The sequence below is a fragment of the Endozoicomonas euniceicola genome (assembly GCF_025562755.1).
GTDB lineage: Bacteria > Pseudomonadota > Gammaproteobacteria > Pseudomonadales > Endozoicomonadaceae > Endozoicomonas_A > Endozoicomonas_A euniceicola.
On record NZ_CP103300.1, the window covers coordinates 4575790 to 4599469 of the forward strand.

Sequence of the window (23680 nt, forward strand, 5' to 3'; positions counted from 1 at the left end):
ATGGCTAACATGTATATGAAGTTGGGAGACAACCCGGTTAAAGGAGCTGCAACCGCTTTAGTCAAGGGTGGCGGCAAGATCAGCAAGAAGGGCTGGTTTGCTATCCGCTCACTGAGCTGGCACGCGTCCCGGTCGATCCCTATGAGTATCGGCGATGGTTACAACCGGGATACCGGTGAGCTAATGCTGAGTCCAATTATGCTTACCAAAGAGATGTGTGGTGCTTCTGAAGTGCTCCTGTCACGGTTTTATGTCCCCGGTGAATTTGGTGATACCGTCGATGTCATTATCACCAAACCTTCCCGTACAGGCCAGGGTGCTGAAGTTTATCTTCATGTAGTGGTGGATCATGCCCGTATAGCCGATTACAACATTAGCATTGCTGACGGGGCGACGCCCTTTGAGAGTTTGGCGCTGGCCTACAGCAAGATCGGGCTTAAACACTGGAATGAGCTGAAAGGCGGCAAGCTGGAAGCAGGTGGTGAGGTTACTTTTGACCTCTCGTCCGGCCAGGCTGTGTCTCATGCCATCAAAGGCGGCGGCGGTGGCGGCGGCGCTTCCATCAAAGAATTATGAAGATGCGGCTCTGCCTTATGGAGCAGCGAACAGCCCGGTAAAAGGTTTTGACTATGAAGAGTTTCAGCCATCTTTGGATGGAAAACGACGACCGTCGCCCATTGATGACGTACTGACAGCTAAGGAGATATGTCATGGCCAATATGTTTATGAAGATGGGAGACAACCCGGTTAAAGGAGCTGCAACCGCTTTAGTCAAGGGTGGCAGCAAGATCAGCAAGAAGGGCTGGTTTTGTATCCGCTCAATGAGCTGGCACGGGACCCGCCCGATCCCTATGCGCACTGGCGATGCTTACAACTGCGATACCGGTAAGCTAATGCTGAGTGAAATTATGTTTACCAAAGAGATGTGTGGTGCTTCTGAAGTGCTCCTGTCACGGCTGTATGTCCCCGGTGAATTTGGTGATACCGTCGATGTCATTATCACCAAACCTTCCCGTACAGGCCAGGGTGTTGAAGTTTATCTTCATGTAGTGGTGGATAATGCCCGTATAGTCGATTACAACATTAGCATTGCTGACGGGGCGACGCCCTTTGAGAGTTTGGCGCTGGCTTACAGCAAGATCGGGGTTAAACACTGGAATGAGCTGAAAGGCGGCAAGCTGGAAGCAGGTGGTGATGTTACTTTTGACCTCGCGTCCGGCCAGGCTGTGTCTCATGCCATCAAAGGCGGCGGCAGTGCCCCCGACGAACTATGAAGATGCGGCTTATTTTGAATTAAAGACGACTGGAGTAGCCAATGCCTCTGAATGCTCAACATAAACGGGTCAGCAAAAACCGGGTTAGCATCACCTATGATGTTGAAACGAATGGAGCTATTGAGCAGCGGGAGTTGCCTTTTGTTGTAGGAGTCATTGGCGAATTTTCCGGCGATAAGCCTGAGAACCAGAAAACAGAAGTCGATTTTCGCAACTTCATCGATATAGACAAAGATAATTTCGATACGGTCATGGGGACCATCGACCCACAGCTGGATTTGAGGGTCAGCAATAAACTGGTAGATGAAGACGAACAATTTAACGTCAAATTGTCGTTTGGTTCCATGCGGGACTTTGAGCCCGACAATGTCGTTCAACAGGTTGAACCATTGCGCAAATTGATGGAAGTACGCAACCAGCTGCGGGAGCTGCTGGCTCATGCTGACCGGTCCCTTGATCTTGAGAGACTGTTGAAAGAAGTGCTGCAAAGTACTGAGGCACTGAATAGCCTGTCTGAGGAGCTTGGTGTCAGCCCCGGTGATGGAGGTGGTGGTGCAGGCAGTGGTAAAGAGGAGGCAGAATCGTGAGCGAAAAGGAGACAGAAGTTGCAGCCGGAGAAAGCTCTGAAACTGAAGCAGCCCCTGCCAGCTTTCTTGATCGTGCCATTGCTGCAACCAGCCAGACAGCGCCAGACACGACTAAAGAGCTGTTAGCAACACTGACTCAGGAGGCACTGTCCGGTACCGTTAGCTGGAGCAAAAACCTGACCAAAACCATTGAGGAGGCGATCGCCGGGCTGGATGAAAAAATGTCAATACAGATGAGTGAAATTATGCATCAGCCCGATTTTCAGAAACTGGAAGGCTCGTGGCGGGGGTTGAGCAAACTGGTGCGCAACAGTGAACTGGGAAAACAGCTGAAAATTCGAATGCTGGATATAACCCGTGAAGAGCTGTTGGAACAGTTTGAAGATGCTCCAGCTATTGACCGTAGTCGTTTTTTTAACATTGTCTACCAAAAAGAGTTTGGTACAGCAGGCGGTGAACCCTTTGGCCTGCTATTGGGGGATTATGCTTTTGACCACAGCGAAGAGAATGTTGCGCTGTTGCGCTATGTGGCTTCTGTAGCAGCCTCTGCCCATGCGCCTTTTATTGCAGAGTTAGACCCTAAGATACTTGGATACAGCAGTTTCGAAACACTGAATGAAGGCAGACCGGTGGCAGCCGGGTTTGAATCCCCGGTCTATAACAGTTGGAACACTTTCCGGGACAGTGATGATTCCCGCTATGTTGCGCTGACCATGCCCAAAACACTGGCTCGTATGCCTTATGGAGCAGGGAACAGCCCGGTAAAAGGTTTTGACTATGAAGAGTTTCAGCCATCTTCGGATGGAAAGCGACGACCGTCGTCCATTGATGACTTTGTCTGGAGCAGTGGCGCCTATGAGATGGGTTTGCTGATTAATGATGCTTTCACTATGTCTGGCTGGTGTACCGCTATTCGAGGTCTGGAAAATGGCGGCAAGGTTAATAACCTGCCTACTTACACCTACACCTCTGAGTCGGGGGATCTGGTGCAGCAGTGTCCAGTGCAGGTCAATCTGACTGACGAACGGGAGAAAGAGTTGTCTGATCTTGGGTTCCTGCCACTGGTACACTACAAGAATGCAAATTTCGGTGTTTTTATGGGGGCGCAAACCTTGCAGAGACCAAAGGTTTATCTCGACCCGGCAGCTACGGCCAATGCCGCTATTTCTGCCCGCCTGCCGTATATCATGGCGAGTTCCCGTATAGCACACTATCTGAAAGTAATGGGGCGTGATCAAATCGGCTCTGCTATGGATCCTGGTGATGTGGAAAAACATTTGTCCAACTGGATCAGCGAATACGTCAACCCCAATGCGGTGGGTAATGAAGCGCGAGCCAAAGCTCCGCTGCGGGAAGCGCGAATTACTGTTGAAGCGCAGGCAGGGCGACCCGGTTGTTATTCAGCTGTCGCCTACCTGCGCCCCTGGCTACAGATGGAAGAGCTGACGACTTCGTTGCGTATGGTGGCCAATATTCCGGGTGGTGGTGGCGGCTAACGATTGCCTCTGTAATGCGACTGGCCTTGTGGCTAAGGGTTCTAACCTGCAGGCGAATATAGGTCTCTGCTGTAATGAGCCATATTTCACCGGAACAAAAACACCAATGGCGGACTGAAGCACTGATTCAGAAGCTGGTAGCAGGCATTGATGAAATGGTTGCCTTGCAGCTCTGTGTCATCATTCAGCATCCTGCTTACAAGCGGGTCGAAGCGCTGTGGCGTGGTCTCCGGTTCATGTTGGATGCTGTTCCGGCCTATCAGGTGGGAAAGCTGTTGCGAGTAAGGATTCTGGACCTCAGCTGGGAAGAACTGGCCAGTGATCTTGACCAGAGCGTCAGCATCCACACGTCTGTATTACATCGCCTGATTTGTCAGCAGGAGCTGAATACTCTGGGTGGAGAGCCATTCGGTTTGCTGCTGGTGGATCATCCGGTTTCATCCGAAATGGATGAAATCAGCGGCTCAGATGATTTTTACCTGCTGCAACTATTAGGTGAGCTGGGTCATCAGTCTTTGTGTCCGGTGATCCTGCCCGTTGCCCGGAATTTTCTGGGAACTGATGATATTAACGTCTGGTCTGATCCGGTCCGGGTCAAACGTATTCTTGCCAGTAATGACTTTGTGGGCTGGCGGCGTCTGCGTAGTCAGAGCGTCAGCCAGTTTCTGGGACTGACCCTGCCTGAACAACTGCTTCGGACTCCGTGGCAGGCTTGCTATCAACGCATACACTTTAATGAATACTCCGTCAGCGATAAGGATGGGGATCATCTATGGGGTAGCAGCGCCTTTGCTTTTGCCGGTAACGTGATGAAGGAGTTTAACCGTATTCGCTGGTTTGGTTTTCTCAGGGAATCGGAATTCGGCGGCGCGTTGATTAGCTCTCGTACTGGTTTACCGCTGGCTGCCCGGATACGCCTCACAGACAGCCTTGAGGAGTTTTACAGTGAACAGGGCTTTATTCCCCTGACAACTTGCTACCTGACTAAGGAACTGGCTTTTTTTAACAACCGGTCTGTCTTTCAGCCCCCGGTAGACGACGATGACTGGCGAATTCTCAGCATGATTCAAACGACACTGATTGGGTGTCGCTTCGGACATTATCTGAAAGTAATGATCAGAGAGCGTATCGGCGGTTACCGGAGTTCAGAAGCCTGTGAGCGGGACTTGAATGACTGGTTGCAAGGGTACGTATCCAATGTCGATTATGCCGAGGCTTCTATACTGGCCCGCTATCCTCTGAGGCGGGCGTCAGCAAAGATTTCAGGCGATGCCAGCCTGGGCGTATATCATTGCCTGGTTGAGCTACAGCCACAGTATCAGTTTGATGCGATCAACACTCATATAGTCCTGAAAGCTGACGCCAGTGAGCTGGCTGCTACTCATAGTTCTGCCACTCATGCCACTACTGTTAATGCCTCTGCAACCGCTACCGGGCCCAAAGGGAGGTCATCATGAACGTAGACCTGCTGTCTGCTTTTCTTAAGGAAACCCCGTCTGGCGATAACCTGGAAGACCTGAAACACTCGGTACGACGCAATATCCGGTATTTGCTTGAAACAAGGCAAAGCCGGGTAACTGTAAAATCTGAAATATTGTCATGCCATTCACTTTACGGTTATGGGTTGTCAGCCAGAAATCTGGGGCACAGTGATTTTCAGGACAGTCGTTTATGTCGGGAGATTGAGAAGATGCTCTTGTATTACGAACCCCGGCTGCAGGATGTTCTGGTGGAAGTAGACAGAGTCAGGAAACGGGGTAATCGCTTAGCGATTCGTATTGAGGGTGTTCTGCAAAGTGAGCAACAACAAATGGTTCCTGTCGTCTTTGACTCGGTTATGAATCTCACCAGCAGCCACCTTAACATAGAGGAGAGTCGCTTTGGCTAACACTCTGATGTCCTGGTACGAGCGGGAATTAAGCTTTCTGTACGCTGAAGCGAGGGCATTTGCAGAGGAGCACCCGCAACTGGCCAGTCACCTTGGGGTCAGCTATGACTCGGTATCCGATCCCCATGTGGCGCGGCTGCTTGAATCTTTCGCCTTGATTAATGCCCGACTGTCGCGGCAGCTCGCAGAAGGATCAACCCAGCTTTCCGGCAGCCTGCTGAATATTGTTTTTCCCATGTGCCTGCAATCTCTGCCTTCGACCAGTATGATTCAGATTGCACCTTCAAAAGAGCAGCCACAGGTGGCAACGCTGCCTTCAGGTACCCGGTTCAGAGCCTACGTTAATAAAGATCAGTTCTGCCTGTTTCGTACGACACGGGATATGCAACTGTGTCCGTTTGATATCGTTGATCACCAGTTTGAATCAAGACCGTTTGTCCTTTCAGACATTGATTACCCCGAATCATCCACCGCTTTATTAAAACTGGAACTGGCTATGTTGGATGAATCGCGCAGTTTTTCTAATTTGTCACCTTTTTCAGAAGTCACTATTCATTTTCAGGGGCTGGCGCGGCATCAGGCTCAGATGTACGACTACCTTATGCGACATCGCTGCCAGATGGTTCTGGCTAATGGCAGTGAGCAGCAGGTGACCCTGTCTATGGGACAATTCGCAGCGGTAGGGTTTACCGGGCGGGACTCTATGATCACCCATGACAACTGTACCTTCCTTGATTATCAGATGATGCTGGAGCTGTTTGCCTGGCCAGAGTTGTTTTTTGGTTTTCGCCTGTTGGATATCGGCAATGCTCTGCGGCAGTTTGCCTGTCAGCGGGTGACTCTGCTGCTGTTTCTGGAAGATACCGTTGATGAGCAGGTGGCAACCCTTAGTAGCATTCGCTATAGCCTGGGCTGTGCGCCTGTTATTAACCTGTTTGAGCATATTGCAGAACCAGTGGTCGTCGATCACCGTCAGCTGAGCTACCAGCTGGTACCCGATACCCATTCTGCCAACACCCTGGAAGTGCAGTCGGTTCAAAAGGTGCTGGATATTACCGGCGAGCAGCCAGAACTACTGCCGCCTTTGTATGGCCTGAAGCATAATGATACAGAGCATAACCGGTTCTGGCTTTACCATCCGCCAGAAACCGATAGTGATGCATGTGGACAGCTATCAGTGGTTTATCCGGAACTTCAGATGAATAAAAACCAGACAATGGTTCTGTCACCCCATCTGATCTGTAACAACGGGATGCAGGTTCTGGAGTTACCCGATAATCCAAGGCTGGAATGTCTGGACAGTATTGCACTCCCTGTCGCCGCTAAAATGATTATGCGACCAACGGCAAGAATACGACGTAAGCAAAATATTAAGAACCGCCTGAACCTGCTGGTGCATCTGAAAGGCGCTTTTACCTCGGTGTTGCAGGGCAGAGACCCTGCCGGTGACCTTCGTACCCTGATGTATGTGTATTGCCTGCGCAATAACTCAGTCAGCACCGCCTGGCTTGATTCTCTGGTGCAAATGCAGCCTCGGCCTCTGGTTGCGCCGCTACGCATTAGTGGACATCAGTGTTTTACCCAGGGCATTGAGTTAATCATTGAGCTGGATCCCTCAAGGCTCAAACAGGTCAGCATCATGATGTTCGTCAATCTGATTGATTTTATGGTGGCGGGTTATGCGGGTTATCACAGTTTTATTGAAGTGGTCATTCGCCTCAAAGGTGATTCCGGAGACTACATGCGATGTACACGCCGACATGGTTATCAGATCAATCGCTGAGTGACAGTCTGCAACAGCAGCCGTGGCGCTGGCAGTATGCCCAGGTGGTAAGAATCATCGAAACAACAGGCGGTGGATTTCGGGCGTTCAGTGATCCGGTTTATGGTTACGCCGCCGCGGAAATCAGCGATGCATTATGTACCCGCAGGGGCTGGCGTTTAAAAGTCACCTGCCCGTCGCTGAATGGCTACAACGGTGTACTGCCTTATGTTTATCAGGATCTGGAGCAGCAGCAGCGGCTGGTTCGGGACGATGATGATTTGCATGCCCTGTTTACAGTATTTAACCACCGGACCCTGAAACTGACGTCGATGGTCGCTAATCGCTCCAGCCTGTCAGTGCGTTACGAGCAGCGTTGCAAGACCGGTGGTTTGCTGGATAAAACGGTACTGACACTGCTGGGCATACCGATTCCTACCCGCTGGATCCCACCTGATAATCTGGTACGTTACTCTCCGGTTCTGCATCGAACGACAACCAGCCTGGTGCTATTGGGTGGCATACTGCAAGACTATTTCTCCGTCGCTATTCGTCTTGAAGAACCGCCGCTGGTGCGCTTACCCCTGGCACCTGAATGCCTGACCCGGTTGCGCTGTCGTGTCGACCATAAAACCCGGAGCGTAGGCCATCTTGGCCGGAATGCAGTGTCAGGGCGCAGTTGTTACCTGATGCACTCCAAGCTCCATGTGGTGATTCTGGCCAGAGCGCCTGATGAATACGCAGCGATCACTTCTGATCGTTCGTTAGGCCCGTCCATATTGGAAATGTGCTCACTCTACTTTTTCGGTGCAGCCCGCTTTCGCCTGCAGATTGAATGCACCAAGCGCTGCCTTGCCTCGCCCACACTCAATGCCAGGCCTTGCCTCAGTACTGCCAGGCTGGGTTTACTCAGTTGCCTGATACCTGAAAGGCACCCTGATCAGATCATTGTTATGGATTACCCGGGGCTGCCGGATAATGAACCCTCCGTGCGGCAGAGTAAAACATTTGTACCAGAGATTCCTCTGTGATGAAGCAGCTTGAACTGAAAACCCTTATTGGCCAACTCTCTACAGAGCTGAGGCAGGCACTGGAAACCGCAGCGGCACTGTGTGTTAGCCGTAAACACAAAGTGGTTGAAATTGAACATTGGCTGATGCAATTGTGCCGGGAGCCCGGCGCTGCAATGAGGCAGATCATCACTAGCCAGAAGTTGTCAGTGACCACCATGATTGACGACCTGGAACAGCGTTTAAATCGACTACCGGGCGGCTTTGACGGCACACCGGCCTTAGCTCACAACACGGTTATTTTGATTCAGGATGCCTGGCTGATTGCTTCTGTCAACTTTCATCAACAGACCATTGCCGTCCACCACCTGATACTGGCATTACTGGATAATGACTCGTTTGCCCTGGTGGAAACTCCCCTGACAACAGAGCTTCATAAAATTTCAAGAGACGCACTACAGGCGCAGGTGGCCGCTTCGTCAGAAATCATTGCAGCTGACGAGCCCAAAGCGTCAGCTCTCAATAAATACACCACTGATATGACAGCGGCAGCAGCCAGTGGTGAGGCTTCAGCCTCAGGGGGGAAAGTCACCGGGGGAAAAATTGTTGGTCGGGATCAGGAAATACGACAAATCATAGATATTCTGTGCAGGCGTCGTCAAAACAGCCCGATTCTGGTGGGTGACGCAGGCGTGGGAAAAACGGCTGTTGTTGAAGGGCTGGCACAAAAAGTGATCAGTGAGGATGTGCCTGACAATCTGAAAGGCATCCAGATTCTGAACCTTGATCTTGGCTTGTTACAGGCGGGGGCAAGCATCAAGGGAGAGTTTGAGAATCGTCTGAAAGATCTGATCAATGAAGTGAAACAGTCTGAGCGGCCAGTTATTGTATTTATTGACGAGGCGCACACACTGATTGGTGCAGGAGGGGCAGCGGGACAGAATGATGCGGCGAACCTGCTCAAGCCTGCCCTGGCTCGGGGTGAGTTTCGAACCATTGCGGCGACCACCTGGGCAGAGTATAAAAAGTTCTTTGAAAAAGACGCTGCCCTGACCCGACGCTTCCAGCCTGTCAAAATCCATGAGCCTGATGAGGAAACCGCTATTCATATGGTGCGTAGCGTCGCTTTGACTCTGGAGCAGCACCATAAAACAAGAGTTCACGATGATGCGGTCACCAGCGCTGTCAGGCTCTCAATTCGCTACCTTCCCGAACGACAGTTGCCCGATAAAGCCATCAGTTTGCTGGATACGGCCTGCTCACGGGTCAGCCTGTCCCGCCATACGACCCCTATGCGCCTTCAGGAAATGCTGCAACAAGAGCGTTACCTGCGTAGTGAGCTGTCGGAAGTGAGTCGGGATGAGGCCACCGGGCTGGTGGAGCCAGAGCAGGTGAATGCAATAAGGGAGCAGCTTAAGCAGGTTTCTCAGGACGTTGAATCCGTAAAGGTGCAGTGGCAGAAGGAACAGGCCCTGGTTGAAGAGCTGGTGACGCAGGAAAAGACGATCGATGAGCAGTATCAGCAGGCTGGTACAGTGAATAAAGCCCTGAGGAAAAAACAGGAGACTATGCAGGAACAGTTGCAGAAACTGCAAGGGCAAGCCCCCATGGTGTATCCCAGAGTTGACGCTGACAGTGTGGCCGCCGTGGTGTCAGGGTGGACGGGGATACCGGTAGGCAACATGCTTAGTGATGAAATCCAGCGACTGCTGACGCTGGAAGAAAGTCTCCGGAAGCGAGTGATCGGGCAAGATCAGGCCATCGCTGAAATCAGCAAAAGTGTACGAATTGGGCGGGCAGGACTGTCTGATCCCCGTAAACCGATTGGCGTTTTTTTAATGTGTGGCCCGTCGGGCGTGGGTAAAACAGAAACAGGGTTGGCTTTGGCAGATGAATTGTATGGTGGGGAACAGAATCTGACCGTACTGAATATGACGGAGTTTAAAGAGGAACATAAAGTCTCTATGTTGCTGGGAGCGCCAGCGGGCTATGTGGGGTATGGCGAAGGCGGCGTGCTGACCGAGGCGGTTCGTCGCAGCCCTTATTCGGTACTGTTGCTGGATGAAATGGAGAAAGCCCATCCGGGCGTGCACGATATTTTTTACCAGATATTTGACAAGGGACGCATAGCAGACAGCGAAGGTCGGGAAGTGGACTTTCGTCAGACCATTATCATCATGACCTCGAATGCTGCTGATGCAGCCATCTGTGACCTGGTTGACCAGTTTGAACAAGAAGGAAAAGGTATTCCGGACAGCGCCGATATCGCTGCTGTTATCAATGATGAACTGCTGCATTTTTTCAAGCCCGCTTTTCTTGGGCGGCTTACCCTGATTCCCTACCTTCCACTCAACAACACTGATATGGCGAAAATCTGTCGTTTAACACTACAGCGTATGGAGAAGAATCTGGCAGCTCGTTATGGTGCCTTGCTGGTAGTTGACGATGCCGCCATTGAACAGCTCGTAGCATGGAATGATAGCCCGCAAACAGGCGCCAGGGCCATAGAACAACAGGTCAACCGACGTTTGATGCCCGTGCTGGCAGAAGAGTGCCTGAGCCGGCTGGCGAAAGGGGAGAGTATTACAGAGGTTCGTATTGGTCTGGAGAATCATCAGTTGGAATTCAGTGTTCAGTAACAAACCAAACAGGAGTCAACAGTGGCTAATAGGCAAACGCTAGACCCCGGATCCCGACCGCTGGTGGCCACAACGGAAGATGGCAATGAGCTGATTGTTGCCCGGCTGACCAGTAGTGAGCGGCTGGATGACCTGTTTGAACACAGAGCTCTGGTTCTGGCACGGGATATGGATGAGCGTGATTTGCTGGGGCAGTCCATCTCTTTTTGTTATCAGCCACAGCATGGCTCCGAACGGCGGAAGGAGCGTTTTTTTCACGGTTTCTGTGTCGAGGTGCGCCAGGTGGGCAGTCTGCCCGCCTGGGATTATCTGCAATATGAACTGGTGGCCGCTCCCTGGTCATGGTTTTTATCCCAGCGAATAAACTGTCGGGTATTTCAGCAGCAGAAGGTCAGTGAGATTATTGCAACCATTGCCAGGGAACATGGTTTTAATAGCTATCTGGAACTGAATGGCTCTAACGATCAGCGACGTGAATATTGTGTGCAGTTTAATGAAACCGACTGGGATTTTATTCAGCGGCTTATCAGTGCCCAGGGCTGGTACTATTTTTTTCGGCAGCAGCAGGAGCAACACACTTTGGTGGTGGGTGAGAATAACCGTCTGTTTGGAGACTGCGGTGAGAGTGGTGTCGAATATTTTGCCGGTAGTCACAAGCTGGACCGTGCCATCACTGAATGGGAACACATGTACAGTATGGGGGCTGGCTCAGTGGTAACAGCTGATTACAACGTTGAGATGGCGGAGCCGGTGATGGCTGATGAAGCAAAAACAACATTCACCAGTGTTCGTCATAAAAACCTGCAACAGTATTTTTATCCGGGCGGGTTTCAGGAAAAAAATACAGGCAATACGGTTTCTGCATTGCAGATGCAGGGCATTGATACCGGATTCAGCGAGGTCAGCGGAGCCTGCAGTCTGTTTAATTTTGCCAGTGGGACGACCTTCCATCTGGATCACCACCCCGATAGCGACGAGCAACGGGACTGGTTACTCAGTGACATTGTTCACACATTTATCACGGACGAAAATGGACGTTCTATAGAATACACCAACCGGTTTCGTTGTCTGTCAGCGGATATCCCCTGGAAATCCAGGCAGCGCTTGTCCAAACCGGTGATGGCAGGGTTGCAGAGCGCCTGTGTGACGGGGCCGGATAATGAGGAAATTTTTCTGGATCAGTATCACCGTGTTAAATTGCAGTTCCACTGGGACAGGGAAGGCAAAAACGACCAGAACAGTTCCTGCTGGGTCCGGGTTGCCCAGCCTCTGGCGGGTGATGGTTTTGGTTGCCAGTTTACTCCCAGGGTAGGGGATGAAGTATTGGTGTGTTTTCTCGATAACGACCCGGATCAGCCCCTGGTAGTGGGAACCGTGTATAACGGCAAACGACAACAGCCTTATGCTAACGCAATGGAGCAGGGCATGCGGTTAAAATCCCTGCCGGGGGCGGGGGCAGATCATTTCAGTGAACTGCGCTTTAACTGCAAATCTGAAGAAGAGCTGGTGTACCTCCAGGCCCAGAAAGATATGAAGGTTGTGGTCAAGAACGATGCTGAGCGAACGGTGACAGGCAATGATAAAACACTGGTGGAGAAAGCCTCGGAACGAACGGTTAAAGAAAACGACACACACCGGGTACAAGGCGAGCAGTCAACAGAAGTCACTAAAAACATAGCCACCAAAACTGATGCCGACTATGAGTTGCAGACAAAAGGGAAGTATCAGCAGCAGACCGGTGGCGGTTTTAATTTAAAGGTTGGGGGAGCCACGATAGTCAACAGTCAGGGCAGCCTGGATATGGAGACTAAGGGTAATATGACTGGCATGGCATCCGGGAGCCTGTCCCTGGACGCAGCCAGCATTTCCGGTAAGGGTAAAACCGATATCGAGCTTACCGTGGGTGCCAGTAAAGTCAGCCTTTCTTCCAGTGCTTTGGAAATCAGCTGTGGTCCCAGCAATATTAAACTCTCGCCTCTCGGTGTTGAGATCAATGGTGCTGATATCAAGGCGGATGCCGAGGCAATGGCGGAGATAAAAGGGGGCATTTCAGCGTCCCTGGAAGGGTCGATCAATGCCGAAGTAAAAGGTACGCTGGTGACCATCAACGGCGATGCCATGACCTCTGTAAAGGCCGGGGCATTGGTGGAGTTGTCCGGGATTATCACCAAAATCAACTGAGGTGGTTCATGCTGATTACTGTACCGGTATTGAAGAAGATTCCGCAACTCAAGGCAACCGATATTCTAGCTCGTTATCAGCAGAAGCCTGACTTCAGAAAAACCATTAACCCTGACCTGTCGCCTGTCCAGCTGATTAACCAGTTATACGACGGAAAGCAGTGGCAGGAGCTGGTCGTGTTTTTATGTCACAGCCTGTTTGTCCGGGAAGTCATCTGGTGGGGTTATTGCTGTATCAAAACTGTACAGGATACGTTGCCTGCTGAACAACAGCAGAGCCTTAAGGTGGTTTATCAGTGGTTAACGGACAATACTGAGCCTCATCGGCGTCTGGCGGAAATAGAAGTGAAAAAAATTGGTCTGGATAACGCCTGTGGCTGGCTGGCACAGGCGGTATTCTGGAGTGGGGGCAGCATTACCCCCCTGAATGCGCCTGAAAGTCCGGCCCCCGCTTACCTTTACAGTCATGCGGTGGCGGGAGCTATCTCTCTGGCGGCCTTACTGCCTGATGGCAAGCAGGGAGAAAAACGGTACAAACAGTTTATAAAGCAGGGTATCAACATAGCGGCTGGAGGCAGCGGGAGGTCATGATGGGGCCAGCAGCGAGAGCGGGCGATATGCATATTTGCCCAATGCAGACACCGGCAGTGGTTCCTATACCTCATGTGGGTGGTCCGCTGTTGCCCATGCCGACAACGGTTTTGATAGGTGGCCTGCCAGCCGCAGGTGTCGGGCAGATATGTATCTGTGTGGGGCCACCCGATGTGGTGGTAATGGGGAGCCTGACGGTATTGATAAATGACCGTCCTGCGGCGCGTATGGGCGATGAGACTGCTCACGGAGGGGTGATTGTTTCTGGCTTGCCTACCGTCATCATTGGAGGATAGCACCAGGCGCTTTATTGGCTTTGTGCTTTATCAGTGCGAGGGTTCAGGCCATGATGAGAAGGTGGAGACAAAGGAGATACCTGGTCAGTGAAAGTAATACACTCCTTTTAACTAAACCCATCTTTTTTCAGAATACGACGTTATTAGAGGGTACGGCGCCGGAAAGCAGGGATGGGCGAGGACGTCGATTTTATGGTTATGCTTTCCTGCCAGACGATCAGGATATTCTTGATGCCTTCAGCAAAGGTTTTTACCCAAAATATCTTGAATGGTTTCCCCGGGAACTGACCGATGCGTCGACCCCCAGACGTTTTGGCGGTAGTTCGACTATTCAGTCTTACATTTGTCATTACGCTGCCTATCAAAACAGCACCCATCGGAATATATACCTGGTGGACCTCAGGGAACTCGGAGGTATTGTCAAAGGGGCGCCGAACCCCCCTTTTCCAACACATCGCAATGTCAGACCAGCATACTATGACGGTTATAGGCACGGTGACCTTGCGTTTGAACGTTTTCCTTTTACCAGGGAGTACCATCGACTGGAAACTCTGGCACCTGTTCCTGGTGAAGCTGTGATAGGGATGGTGACATGCTTCACTTCCCGTTTATACATTCTTCCTGTGGCCAAGCTTAAACTTCATATTAATCCGGATTACAGGCAGGGACTGGAAGGCGTCAGGGCCATTGTCGATTTATTTAATGGGGAAAGTGACTGGGTCATGGTATAGCCGCTGCCGATACAGGGAGCCAGTTAATAGCGGATCTGTTGCGGGAGATCGATCCTTGTGTAAATTTCATGGCTGAAAGGCGTTCTCCGGCGATCCATATCAAGCTCTAGCCGGGCATCATAACCTTTATAGCTATATCTCAGCTCAGTCCGGTTGCCGTTCTGCCATTGCTGGCAGTCGAAGATAAAACGTAACCACGCCCAGCTACCGGAATAACTCTGTTGTGACAGTTTCAGGCTGCTGTCCAGCATGGAGACAGTCAGCTGTTCGGTATCATCGCTGGGCCAGAGCCGTTCCTGCCAGAGCTGTGGGCCATGCTGGTAAATAAAGCGACCATTGTTATCTCTTATGGAAAACTCGGTGGCCTCTGACGTTAGCCCGGTACAGCGCATGCGGTATTTAATTTGCAGGGTGCCATCGGCATTGAACAGACTTTTTTGCAGGGTTCTGACATTATTCAGCTGATTCAGGAAGCGCTTTCCGAGATTGAGTCTCTGTCCCCGTATTCTTTTAAGCCGCCAGCCGGTATCGGTGCTGAAAATAAACGGCTGCAAAACTAATGTCGTGTAGTTGTCATGCAGCCCTTTCGGTTTAAAGAAATCAATAAAGTCAATTATCCGGCTGTTACTGCTGGCTTTGGGTGACAGCGGAAAACGCTGGCTAATGTACTGGCTGTAAAAACTGTACACAGAAACCTGCCACTGGTCTTGTGCGTATTGTGAAGCACCGTACATAATCTGTCGCCAGTATTGGTTGGCAATCTGTCCAAACCATTTTGCCGCAATGGTTTTACTGCTTGATGCCAGTTGCCAGAGATCGGGCAGTTCGACGTCCTTGTCTTCAGCCACTTGAACCGCCTGCTCATACAGAGCCAAATCCTGGTTGTAGTGTGCACTGATGCCCTGTAGCTCTTTGACAATGGCTGACAGTATCGGCACCAGGGTATCGGCCTGTTGCTTTTCAAAATTAACGTATTCAGTGAATGCCTGGTTAACGATAGCGGGATCGTCCGCCGATATGGACTGCGACCCGGAAATAAGAGCGGCGGTACGCTTGGCGGCTTCACTGAGTTGTTGCGCTTTTATAGACTCGGTAGCGGTTGCCAGCTTGTTGCTGGCTGTCGTCGATTTTTGGCTGATTGAGTCATCTGCCAGTTGGGTTTCGCTGGCTATGGTGGCCATCAGAGTGAACAGAGGGGCATGCTCACCAGAGTAAAGGTTTAATAGCTGTTTGTAGAGCTGTGGCAGTGAGTTGACCGGACGAAGCTCAATGCGATCCAGTAGTTTTTGCCATGCCCGGATGTAATCCTGAAAGTACAGCTCCCGCACTTTAGCGCTGACACGACTTAATTCAACCGCAGAAACTGCCGACAGGCCTCTGCGGATAAGGTTCAGATTGCTGATTTCCTGCTTCAGTAGTGGCGACAGGGGGGACAGGTTGAGAGTCTGGTAGTGATTGCGGGTATAAAACCGGGGCAGGCCGGGCTCGCTATCACTATTTTTAAGCATAAACAGCTGGTCAAAGTCATCACCAAACAACTCTTTTGTCGTGGCCGTTCCCTGGTACTGTGGTAATGCCATGATATGGTCGTATATCACTTTTTCGTCCAGTTGCCCACTAAGGGACTGTCTGGCTCCATCAGTTAAAGCAATATCGGGCTTGATTTGGGGATGTTTCAGCTGCCAGAGGTCTTTTAGTAATAGCGACAGCTGCTGCTGGGTGGTGGTTTCCAGTACCTTCTCCTTAGCCAGTAAGCTGATAATATGGGTTTCGAGCAGTGGGGTATCCCGAATATCGGGTTTAAAGAGCATCAGGTAAAGTTGCAGGGAATCAAACAGTGTCCTGCTGTTTTTTTGCTCGGCAGAGTCCAGTTCTTTACGTAACATTGCGGCCAGTGGCTTGAACAGGTGAAGTTGTAGCTGGAGCAGGTAAGCCTCATGGATTTTTCTGGCCTGGTTCCAGTCCATCAGTCCCAGATGGTAGAAGGCCGTTGCTGTCTTCTGGTAGCTGTCGTTCAGCTCTTTAAGTTTACTAAGGGGGGCGATGGCATCAACAAAGCTGTCACTATCGCTTTCATCCAGTTGGTGTATCGCAAACCGGTAATCCCGAATCGTGCTTTGCTGTTCATGAAGTAATTGTTGATTGTCACCAATCTTCTTCCAGCAGAACCCCAGACCTGCAAACAAAGTAAAGACCAGTGCTGCAATGGATGTCACTGTCTTCAGCTGCCAGAGTTTACGGGCAATGGAATTTTCACCCACGTCGCCCAGGTTGTTCAAAATAATATGGTTAAAAAATTGCTGGTTGAACAGGCTCTGGGTGTTTGGAACCTGTGGTGTTTCCGTTAATACGGTAAAACCATGAATGCGTGCCAGCTCTGAAGCCAGAAGGTTGATGCTGCTCCCTTTCTGGCCGACCGAACTTAACCAGACGCCTTTTAGTTGCGGTGTAGGCGTATGGGGTTGTGACTGGAACATTTCTTCACAGAAAAAACGTAACCTCTCTCCCAGCAGTGAAAACTGCAGGCAATAACGCATAAGCGCCCGACGGGCATTGCCGTCTTTTTCGTGCTGCAGGGCGTGGGGCATTAGTGAGCACAGTTCCTGATGGCAACGGTTGAAGGCCTGACAAAAATGGTCGGAACGATAGCCTTCCTGCAGGGAAAACCCCCAGGGCATCACCTGTTTTTGCTGGCTGCAGTTCCGAAAAAATTCAGCAAAACCATTCAGTCTGTCAGCCTGTGTTAACAGTAACCATGTGGGCAGCTGTAACCTGAAGTGCCGGTTCAGTTCCATCAGTCGCCAGCGCAACTGCCTTGCCAGTTCCTGTAAGCCGAAGGGTTGTCGAAGTACCAGCTGTTCAGTAGACAAGATGGTTATAACAGAGGTTAAGGGGCGCCTGGGGCGTTTTCTTTTCAGTAACCTGATCAGGTACTGCCACAGTTGTTCCGCCTGGGACTCTTTGTTCTGGGTGTAGTAGTGCCCCGTCAGTTCGATGATTACCGCAGACTCGCCCAGCCAGAATACAATACCGGAACGCAGATCGGCTCCTTTGCCTCTGATGCGTTCATAACCTCCGTCGATCAGCCATTCAGTTTTGCCTGAGCCGTCGGGACCCAGCATCATCATCCAGGGCAGGGCATAAGGGTTATTGCTATGTCGCTGATACAACTTTTTCCACAGTTGCTTCCAGTCTTCGTTCAGTTTCTGCTTACGTTGCTTTTCATCCTGTTCTGTGACGTCTTCTTCCTGTGCTGTCAGTGAATGGCGTCGCCGTAAGTATTTCCAGAGCAGGAACAGGAGCCAGGGTAACGTCAGCAGTAGTGTGATCAGGATCTGCCAGACAGGGGTCAGCCAGGCAAAGGTATCGCTTACCCATAACGGCAGTAGCCATACCAGCAGCAGGACAACTGTGAGAGCGACAGCTATCAGGATGTTTTTATTCATGATCTGAGGGGCAGCTGAAATTGTCGGTTTGAGAGAGGAGCGCTAAATCTGACGGACACTCAGCCCGTTTTGACGCGGTGAGTAAGCTCAGGTTGTCGCTGTAATCCTGGTTGGTGTCCTCGATCCAGAGGTGAGTCAATACGCCACAGACCACCAGAATAGCCAGTATTAATGGCAGGAAGCGCAGGATAGGTAGCTGGCGAAGGGGTCGAAATGGACTGGCTGCTATCGGCACTGAAGGTACGGGGCTGTCGCCCCGGTATTTAGAGATGTCGTCGTATAAATCACTGCATAACTGTGCCAGTGCATGACCATCGGTATTCATATACTTGCCTTTAAATCCCAGGCGAAGCAGAACGTAGAGCAGCTCAATAAAGTCAATCATACGACTGGTGTTCTGACAGGCCTGTTCCAGCAGGATAAAAAAGACCTCTCCGGCATTTCGCTGCTTGAACAGCTGAGCCACAAGGCTGTGATTTTCCCAGTAGGCAGCCTGTCCCCAGCGGGTGTTCATGATCTCTTCGTCAAAGGCAGCGCACAGGGCATAGCAGGCTTTTTCCATCAACCGGGGAGAATAGTCGGCTCGCAGTCCGCTGTTGTGTAACTGACTCATGCACTTCAACAGGTACTGGTGTAGCTCGGGCAGGTTGTGGCTGCTTTTCTGTTGCGACAGCGTGGTCAGAATGGACAGCAGCTCTGCGGACAGGTTGAGCAGCGGGTTGCTGGTGGCGGAAAAATGGGTCAGCAGGTCTTTTGTATCGGCGCACTGGCTCTGTTCAGAAGCAACACTGTCCCCGGTACTTATAGTATCCCCGGTACTCATGATAAAGGCTCCGGCTAGCGAATGACAAAGCACTCAATGGTGGTATCTTCTGGCATCTGTTCATCCACATGCAGTGCCAGTTTGTCACGGGTTCTGATCATTTCCTGCCACAGGGCGTCACCGGTATCGATTTCGAAATACACGGTGTTTGGCTGAATGCGCAGCTCAAGAGGCGCTGTTGCCATTGGGGTCAGAGGAACCGCTGACAGGGCATTGCGTACCCGTTCAGCAATACGGTTGTGTCCACAGAGTTTAGCTGCTGATACAAAGGTTGAACGTGTTACTTCAGAACCAAGGCCGGATGAAACCGCCAGTATAAATCGTCCGTCGTTAAACAGGGTCCGGTCTTCAAACTCACAGCGAAGTAAACGACGACGTTTGTATAGACTTTTGTCCCAGCTTACGGTCACGACTTTCTCCTTGCTGGCCTGTCGCAGGTTCAGTAACAGGCAGGAAATGACAGGAGCGAACGAGGCGTATATGTTGTTTTCATCGAATACCGGAAAGTCCGGTGCCAGGGTGGTGGTAAAGGTCGACAGGTCGGCAGCCATCATAACGAGGTCGTGGTAAAGCTGTGCAGCACTGACGCCTGTTTGATGCTCAATTTGTTTCAGCCAGGCACCATAACGATTCAGGGCCTGCAGCCACATATAGGCAATTTGCATGGTCTGGAAGCTTTTCAGCTCACCTTCAACCCCGATCTGTGCAGCAATCAGGGCTGCCCGTTGTTGCATCAGAGCCTGCATATTCTGTACCTGCTCAACCAGGTAGCGGGAAACCCGGTAGTCCATGCAGCGGGGGATAAAAGTGCTATCCAGAAGGATCTCGCTATCGGAGTTGAACTCCTGAATACGTGCAACAGCCAGAGTCGTGTAGTCGTCCAGAGGTTCACCGTCCAGCATCAGGCTGGGATTCAGAAGGCAGAGTTCCAGCTCAACGGTATCGTTGTCGTGGTTTGTGCTGTCCCGGATGGTGCGGTCAAAACTTTTGTGTCGTATGGCGCTGGACAGATGTTCTGCTGTTGCAGTGTCCACCTGGGCTGAACGTAACAGGGGCAGTGCCAGGTACACCGTTGCCCCGGCATTGGCGCTGTCAATATCCCTGATCAGATTGTCAGTCAGCTCGAAAGGTGTTCCGTCAGGAAACAATCCGCAGGCTTCGCGCAGGAACAGCTTGCCGGCTTTGAGCTGTTCTGTATCAATGCGCAGGCTGATAAAGCCAGCCTGTCCCGGGTTCTGAATACTGAGCAGCTGGCGGCTATGGTGTTCAAGGTAGCGTTCCTGTTGCTGGAAATGCTGAGGGCTTAAAAACATTCCTTCCTGCCAGACAACTTTATCAAAAGTATGATTCATGGTTTCGTAGCCCTGTTATTGATCGGGAGTGGTCATCAGGCGTAAACGATTTTCCTCTATAATCAGCTTCACCGGGTTGGCTGCATTTTTTTTTATGGCTTCAACATCACGGGCCACCGCACTGTTGTAGCTGGCAAATTCGCCAAGAATCCCAATGTAGCGAGTGGCCTTGTTGAGCTGAAAAGTCTGTTTGCGGTGTTCCCCGGGGTGAAGTACTGGTAACTGATGTTTTTTGACCAGGCTGTCCTGCAATGTGTTGGCATCTTTCAGGTAGATATCCAGAAAATCCGCCTGTTCAAATAACGTTTTACTACTGAGTTCATACAGGCGGGTCTGCAACGGTGCAGCTAAGCCTGATCCGATCCGATTGATATCGTAACCTGCGCTGATATCCAGAGTCAGGATGGTTGGAGACGGCTTTGAACGGCAGCCAGTTAGAAACAAGGCTACTATGATCAGGACAAAGGCGGCTTTTTTACGTTCAATCATCGTTACTCCCCAATAGCTGCTCCTGTTCTTTCAGTGCTTGACGGAAACGTTGCAAAAACAGTAACCGGTAACGTTTGCTGTCCATCAACTGCTGGTAGTAACGTTGGTATCTGGGCAGAAAATCCAGACCTGATGCCACGTCAGGCGGCGGTGTGTCAGTCTGCCTGCGAAAGTACTGTCGTATTCGTCTTGTACGACGAATGTCCCCTGCTAACGAGGTGGAGGTGATGGATTGCATGAACTGTTCAGACAGATGATCCGGGCAAAAATCTTTGATGGCCTGATCAAGCGCTGTCAGCATCGCCTTGCAGATAGAACGTTGTTGTTTGGCTGGCGTCCCGGGTGTAGAGGCTGTTAAAGGTGAATAAAATGACTCCTGAGGCTGGGTAATTTTGCCGTACCATAGCCCTCTGTGTATGCTCCAGTCATCATCCAGGTCGTTTGGCTCTGACAGTACGTCAATCAGAGGGGTATGATTTTCCGGGCTGGTAAAGCTGCCTTCAACAGTACGTCTCAGGTTGGTCGTTAAGGCGAGTTCCACCAGTGGTTTGTCATCTGCGGACACAGCGACATCAACATCCCCGCTATCCGATTGATTGCCCGCCGACGCGGGCTCTCTGGCAAAAGGATCATCAAGGGCTTCTTCATCTTCCTCTCCGTCGATGGTGGGTGCGAGAGCGTACTGCTCCGGAACTGGGTCCTGGTCCTCTGTTGCTGTCAGTTCAGGCTTGCCTGTCCGGTCAGTAGCGTTCAGCCAGGGGGTGAAATCACTGGCTACCAGTTGATAGCCGCCACAGGAAAGAATGTCGGCGTCGCTTAATAAAAGCCGCTGGCTTGCTTGAGTCGGTACTTCGACCTGATTGAGATGCAAAGGACGATCACTCAGGTTTTCCACATACCAGAGCGGGCCTTCACGAGTCAGGCGGGCGTGTTGCTCAGCAACCTGGTTCTGACGATCAGGTAACCGGATCTGGCACGACTCAGACTGACCGATAAGCAATTCATCGGCATTTAGCGAGTGGCTCAGGCTGGCAACTTGTTCTCCTGCGGGCACATTGATGATCATAAACTGCATGGTAATGATCGGGAGTCTTGGTTAAGGTCAGGTCGGAAGTCGACCTGAGGCAAGTGGCAGATGTTAAAAAGAGTGTAGATGGTTTGTGGGGAAATGCAGTCTCACCCGCTGTGTTATGCTTCTGAGAAGTTGTGGGAATAGTCCAGTGATAGTAACTCAGCAATTTATCAATGACTTCATTGTTCGTATCAGGCAAGTGAATCCTGTTGTACGTCTTGAGCATACAGAAGACCCCGGGCAAACAGAAAGTTCTATGCTACCTTTGCTAAATGAACTCAAGAAACGGGTTAATCAGAATATTGTCTGGGAGAGCGAACCACCGTTACCAAACGACGTCGGTTCTGTATTTGAAGCCCTGTTTAAAGCCATAAGGCCAGAGAAGCAAAGAAAGTACGCGGTAGCCATCAAGTTCCTTCTAAAAAGTATACGGGGAGAGAACTCCTATATCTTCAGGGCGTTGCATGCACCACCCCGAAGATTATCCGTCAAACTGTCGAAGTCACAGCAGCGTTATACCGTTTTTGTAGCCAGGGGGGATCCCGGATACGGAGTGTGTTTGCAGACCGCTCTTCTGTGGCTGAGGGAGCAGTTAAGTTTTCACATGACCACCAGCTTCCCGCGACTTAAAGGAAAAAATGTTGTTGCCAGCAGGCAGGCTTATGAGCTGGCGGAAAAGGCAATGGCAAAAGACCCTTCTATTAAAACTATTGTTGGGGAAGCGGAACGGCTGGGGTTAATAGCGAGTGAGTTAAGATGGGGCAGGAATTTTCTAAATATCCATGAATCATTCGATCTCAACCCCGATATCAAAGCGATTCTCATCACTCTATGGGATGGTCGGCATGCCATTGCCATCATTCATGATCGACCCGGGTCGTTTCTGTTTTATGACGGTAACGCAGGTTCTTACCGGGTTCAGCGCAGTAACCTTAGAGAGTTTATGGTCACTTATAATGAGGAGTGCCTGCCTTTGAAGTGGCCCGGCTATCATTCCGTTTCTGGTACATCTTTTACCAAAATTTTTTCTGTGACCAGAAAATGAGGCCGTTTTTTTAACCCCAATTCTGGACGGGGAAGAGATCAGGTGGTGTCGCTCATTTTGATTCCATTTTTTCTTGCAGAACTGTCCAGCCTTCATCCCAGTCCCTGACTGTGTAGGCTTTTACCCAGCATTTTGGCAGATAAACACTGCCCAGCATTTCAGCCGCGGCAGCCTGGGCCAGAGAGCATGTTTTCATTTTTTTGTGTAAGTCATAGGCCATGTATCCTCTGGTTTGACCGAGTGTTCCACGTATGAATTTGTAGGCTGCGCGAGCCTTTGAACCTGCTGCCTGTAGAGTGCTGACGCCAGGTATCATGTCGATGCCGGTTCTGGCGAGTTTTTTGGATTTTTGATTTATGACATAACGAATGATGTCTTTGCAGTCTTGCCCTTCCCCTTCGCGGCAAACACACTCGTAGCTCTCTGTTTCCAGCAACGAACGAAGGCAGGCCAGGTGACGGCTTGTTTTTACGGCAGCAGGGATGTTTGCCACCACATCGGCCAGGTTGCCAGTCAGTACTTCAAGACCTTGCATGACTATGCGCTTTGTGACCCTCTGCGTCACTTCCTGGATCAATTGCTCCAGCAACCTTACCCTGTGACGCTCGTAATAGTTAAGAAGTTGAGGGTCAATTTCCGGCAGTGGGGTATAGCCATGGGCGACGGCATCGACGGCATCGACGGCACCCGCTATATCAAGGTCAGAGAAATAATTTTCCATGGCTTGGCACCGTTCAGGGGCAGAGGGCTTCGAATACGAAAAAACCCTCACATGCAGTTTAGACAGGATTTGCCCCATATTCTTCATAAAAATTTTTTCAAAGAGAGTTCTCAGGAAGTGGTAGAACCTTTTGCTGGAATATACACAAGAGCGACACTTGCCTGGCTGAAAAAGAATATCGCCACAGAAGGAAGAGGGTTTCGTAGCCTTGATCCATAAGCGTCTTTCTGCCCTGAGACCCTGACAAGGTGGAACTTGTCCTCTCCTTATTGGTCAAA

General features: G+C 50.8%; 21 protein-coding genes. 15 read left to right on the forward strand and 6 right to left on the reverse strand.

Going from position 1 to position 23680, the window contains the following annotated elements; all coding sequences use genetic code 11:
* The 13 genes from NX720_RS18425 (at position 1) to NX720_RS18485 (ending at position 14454) form a co-directional block, all read left to right on the forward strand.
* Positions 1 to 576, forward strand: a complete 576-nt coding sequence (locus NX720_RS18425; RefSeq protein ID WP_262596557.1) for a type VI secretion system tube protein Hcp — start codon at positions 1 to 3, stop codon at positions 574 to 576.
* 134 nt (positions 577 to 710) lie between these two features.
* Positions 711 to 1274, forward strand: a complete 564-nt coding sequence (locus tag NX720_RS18430) for a type VI secretion system tube protein Hcp (RefSeq protein WP_262596559.1) — start codon at positions 711 to 713, stop codon at positions 1272 to 1274.
* 41 nt (positions 1275 to 1315) lie between these two features.
* Positions 1316 to 1861 carry a type VI secretion system contractile sheath small subunit gene (tssB, locus tag NX720_RS18435; protein ID WP_262596561.1) on the forward strand — a complete coding sequence of 182 codons (546 nt, stop codon included), beginning with the start codon at positions 1316 to 1318 and terminating at the stop codon, positions 1859 to 1861.
* Positions 1858 to 3357: a type VI secretion system contractile sheath large subunit gene (tssC, locus tag NX720_RS18440; protein ID WP_262596563.1), complete on the forward strand. Its 1500-nt coding sequence runs from the start codon at positions 1858 to 1860 to the stop codon at positions 3355 to 3357. The genes tssB and tssC overlap by 4 nt, the downstream gene beginning before the upstream one ends.
* Before the next feature lie 74 nt (positions 3358 to 3431).
* On the forward strand, positions 3432 to 4814 hold the full coding sequence (locus NX720_RS18445) for a type VI secretion system contractile sheath large subunit (protein ID WP_262596565.1): 1383 nt from the start codon (positions 3432 to 3434) through the stop codon (positions 4812 to 4814).
* Entirely contained in the window at positions 4811 to 5245 is a 435-nt protein-coding gene (gene tssE / locus NX720_RS18450; RefSeq protein WP_262596566.1) for a type VI secretion system baseplate subunit TssE, read from the forward strand. The genes NX720_RS18445 and tssE overlap by 4 nt, the downstream gene beginning before the upstream one ends.
* Entirely contained in the window at positions 5238 to 7028 is a 1791-nt protein-coding gene (gene tssF, locus NX720_RS18455) for a type VI secretion system baseplate subunit TssF (RefSeq protein WP_262596568.1), read from the forward strand. The genes tssE and tssF overlap by 8 nt, the downstream gene beginning before the upstream one ends.
* Entirely contained in the window at positions 6992 to 8038 is a 1047-nt protein-coding gene (locus NX720_RS18460; protein WP_262596569.1) for a type VI secretion system baseplate subunit TssG, read from the forward strand. Before tssF ends, NX720_RS18460 begins: the two co-directional genes overlap by 37 nt.
* A complete protein-coding gene (tssH, locus tag NX720_RS18465) occupies positions 8038 to 10656 on the forward strand; it encodes a type VI secretion system ATPase TssH (protein WP_262596571.1) in 2619 nt (872 codons plus the stop codon). The genes NX720_RS18460 and tssH overlap by 1 nt, the downstream gene beginning before the upstream one ends.
* 21 nt (positions 10657 to 10677) lie before the next feature.
* Positions 10678 to 12837: a type VI secretion system Vgr family protein gene (locus NX720_RS18470; RefSeq protein WP_262596573.1), complete on the forward strand. Its 2160-nt coding sequence runs from the start codon at positions 10678 to 10680 to the stop codon at positions 12835 to 12837.
* A gap of 8 nt (positions 12838 to 12845) precedes the next feature.
* Positions 12846 to 13427: a DUF6931 family protein gene (locus NX720_RS18475; protein WP_262596575.1), complete on the forward strand. Its 582-nt coding sequence runs from the start codon at positions 12846 to 12848 to the stop codon at positions 13425 to 13427.
* The gene (locus NX720_RS18480) at positions 13424 to 13723 is read left to right on the forward strand and encodes a PAAR domain-containing protein (RefSeq protein WP_262596576.1); all 300 of its coding nucleotides are present in this window, start codon (positions 13424 to 13426) and stop codon (positions 13721 to 13723) included. Before NX720_RS18475 ends, NX720_RS18480 begins: the two co-directional genes overlap by 4 nt.
* A gap of 50 nt (positions 13724 to 13773) precedes the next feature.
* Positions 13774 to 14454 (forward strand): hypothetical protein, encoded by a 681-nt coding sequence (locus NX720_RS18485; RefSeq protein ID WP_262596578.1) that lies wholly within the window; start codon positions 13774 to 13776, stop codon positions 14452 to 14454.
* Between the two features lie 23 nt (positions 14455 to 14477).
* Here NX720_RS18485 and tssM read toward each other — a convergent pair whose 3' ends face one another.
* The 5 genes from tssM to NX720_RS18510 are packed head-to-tail and all read right to left on the reverse strand — an operon-like array spanning position 14478 to position 21639.
* On the reverse strand, positions 14478 to 17900 hold the full coding sequence (gene tssM / locus NX720_RS18490; RefSeq protein ID WP_262596579.1) for a type VI secretion system membrane subunit TssM: 3423 nt from the start codon (positions 17898 to 17900) through the stop codon (positions 14478 to 14480).
* The gene (gene icmH, locus NX720_RS18495; protein ID WP_262596581.1) at positions 17893 to 18723 is read right to left on the reverse strand and encodes a type IVB secretion system protein IcmH/DotU; all 831 of its coding nucleotides are present in this window, start codon (positions 18721 to 18723) and stop codon (positions 17893 to 17895) included. The genes tssM and icmH overlap by 8 nt, the downstream gene beginning before the upstream one ends.
* Before the next feature lie 14 nt (positions 18724 to 18737).
* A complete protein-coding gene (gene tssK / locus NX720_RS18500) occupies positions 18738 to 20075 on the reverse strand; it encodes a type VI secretion system baseplate subunit TssK (protein ID WP_262596582.1) in 1338 nt (445 codons plus the stop codon).
* Positions 20076 to 20090: 15 nt separating this feature from the next.
* Positions 20091 to 20564: a type VI secretion system lipoprotein TssJ gene (gene tssJ, locus NX720_RS18505; protein WP_262596583.1), complete on the reverse strand. Its 474-nt coding sequence runs from the start codon at positions 20562 to 20564 to the stop codon at positions 20091 to 20093.
* Positions 20557 to 21639, reverse strand: a complete 1083-nt coding sequence (locus NX720_RS18510) for an FHA domain-containing protein (RefSeq protein ID WP_262596584.1) — start codon at positions 21637 to 21639, stop codon at positions 20557 to 20559. Before NX720_RS18510 ends, tssJ begins: the two co-directional genes overlap by 8 nt.
* A gap of 145 nt (positions 21640 to 21784) precedes the next feature.
* On the opposite strand from NX720_RS18510, the gene NX720_RS18515 reads away from it, so the two are divergent.
* Positions 21785 to 22681: a hypothetical protein gene (locus tag NX720_RS18515; RefSeq protein ID WP_262596585.1), complete on the forward strand. Its 897-nt coding sequence runs from the start codon at positions 21785 to 21787 to the stop codon at positions 22679 to 22681.
* Positions 22682 to 22733: 52 nt separating this feature from the next.
* Here NX720_RS18515 and NX720_RS18520 read toward each other — a convergent pair whose 3' ends face one another.
* Entirely contained in the window at positions 22734 to 23402 is a 669-nt protein-coding gene (locus tag NX720_RS18520; protein WP_262596587.1) for a hypothetical protein, read from the reverse strand.
* A 51-nt stretch (positions 23403 to 23453) separates the two neighbouring features.
* On the opposite strand from NX720_RS18520, the gene NX720_RS18525 reads away from it, so the two are divergent.
* Positions 23454 to 23621, forward strand: coding sequence for a hypothetical protein (locus NX720_RS18525; protein WP_262596589.1), 168 nt, complete (start codon positions 23454 to 23456; stop codon positions 23619 to 23621).
* Positions 23622 to 23680: the final 59 nt, after the last annotated feature.

Coding starts and splice junctions, on each gene's coding strand:
- NX720_RS18430 (WP_262596559.1), top strand. CDS start 711: ATGGCCAATATGTTTATGAAGATGGGAGACAACCCGGTTAAAGGAGCT.
- tssJ (WP_262596583.1), bottom strand. CDS start 20,564: ATGATTGAACGTAAAAAAGCCGCCTTTGTCCTGATCATAGTAGCCTTG.
- NX720_RS18445 (WP_262596565.1), top strand. CDS start 3,432: ATGAGCCATATTTCACCGGAACAAAAACACCAATGGCGGACTGAAGCA.
- tssE (WP_262596566.1), top strand. CDS start 4,811: ATGAACGTAGACCTGCTGTCTGCTTTTCTTAAGGAAACCCCGTCTGGC.
- tssM (WP_262596579.1), bottom strand. CDS start 17,900: ATGAATAAAAACATCCTGATAGCTGTCGCTCTCACAGTTGTCCTGCTG.
- NX720_RS18425 (WP_262596557.1), top strand. CDS start 1: ATGGCTAACATGTATATGAAGTTGGGAGACAACCCGGTTAAAGGAGCT.
- tssK (WP_262596582.1), bottom strand. CDS start 20,075: ATGAATCATACTTTTGATAAAGTTGTCTGGCAGGAAGGAATGTTTTTA.
- tssH (WP_262596571.1), top strand. CDS start 8,038: ATGAAGCAGCTTGAACTGAAAACCCTTATTGGCCAACTCTCTACAGAG.
- icmH (WP_262596581.1), bottom strand. CDS start 18,723: ATGAGTACCGGGGATACTATAAGTACCGGGGACAGTGTTGCTTCTGAA.
- NX720_RS18475 (WP_262596575.1), top strand. CDS start 12,846: ATGCTGATTACTGTACCGGTATTGAAGAAGATTCCGCAACTCAAGGCA.
- NX720_RS18485 (WP_262596578.1), top strand. CDS start 13,774: ATGATGAGAAGGTGGAGACAAAGGAGATACCTGGTCAGTGAAAGTAAT.
- NX720_RS18460 (WP_262596569.1), top strand. CDS start 6,992: ATGTACACGCCGACATGGTTATCAGATCAATCGCTGAGTGACAGTCTG.
- NX720_RS18520 (WP_262596587.1), bottom strand. CDS start 23,402: ATGGAAAATTATTTCTCTGACCTTGATATAGCGGGTGCCGTCGATGCC.
- NX720_RS18510 (WP_262596584.1), bottom strand. CDS start 21,639: ATGCAGTTTATGATCATCAATGTGCCCGCAGGAGAACAAGTTGCCAGC.
- tssB (WP_262596561.1), top strand. CDS start 1,316: ATGCCTCTGAATGCTCAACATAAACGGGTCAGCAAAAACCGGGTTAGC.
- NX720_RS18480 (WP_262596576.1), top strand. CDS start 13,424: ATGATGGGGCCAGCAGCGAGAGCGGGCGATATGCATATTTGCCCAATG.
- NX720_RS18525 (WP_262596589.1), top strand. CDS start 23,454: ATGCAGTTTAGACAGGATTTGCCCCATATTCTTCATAAAAATTTTTTC.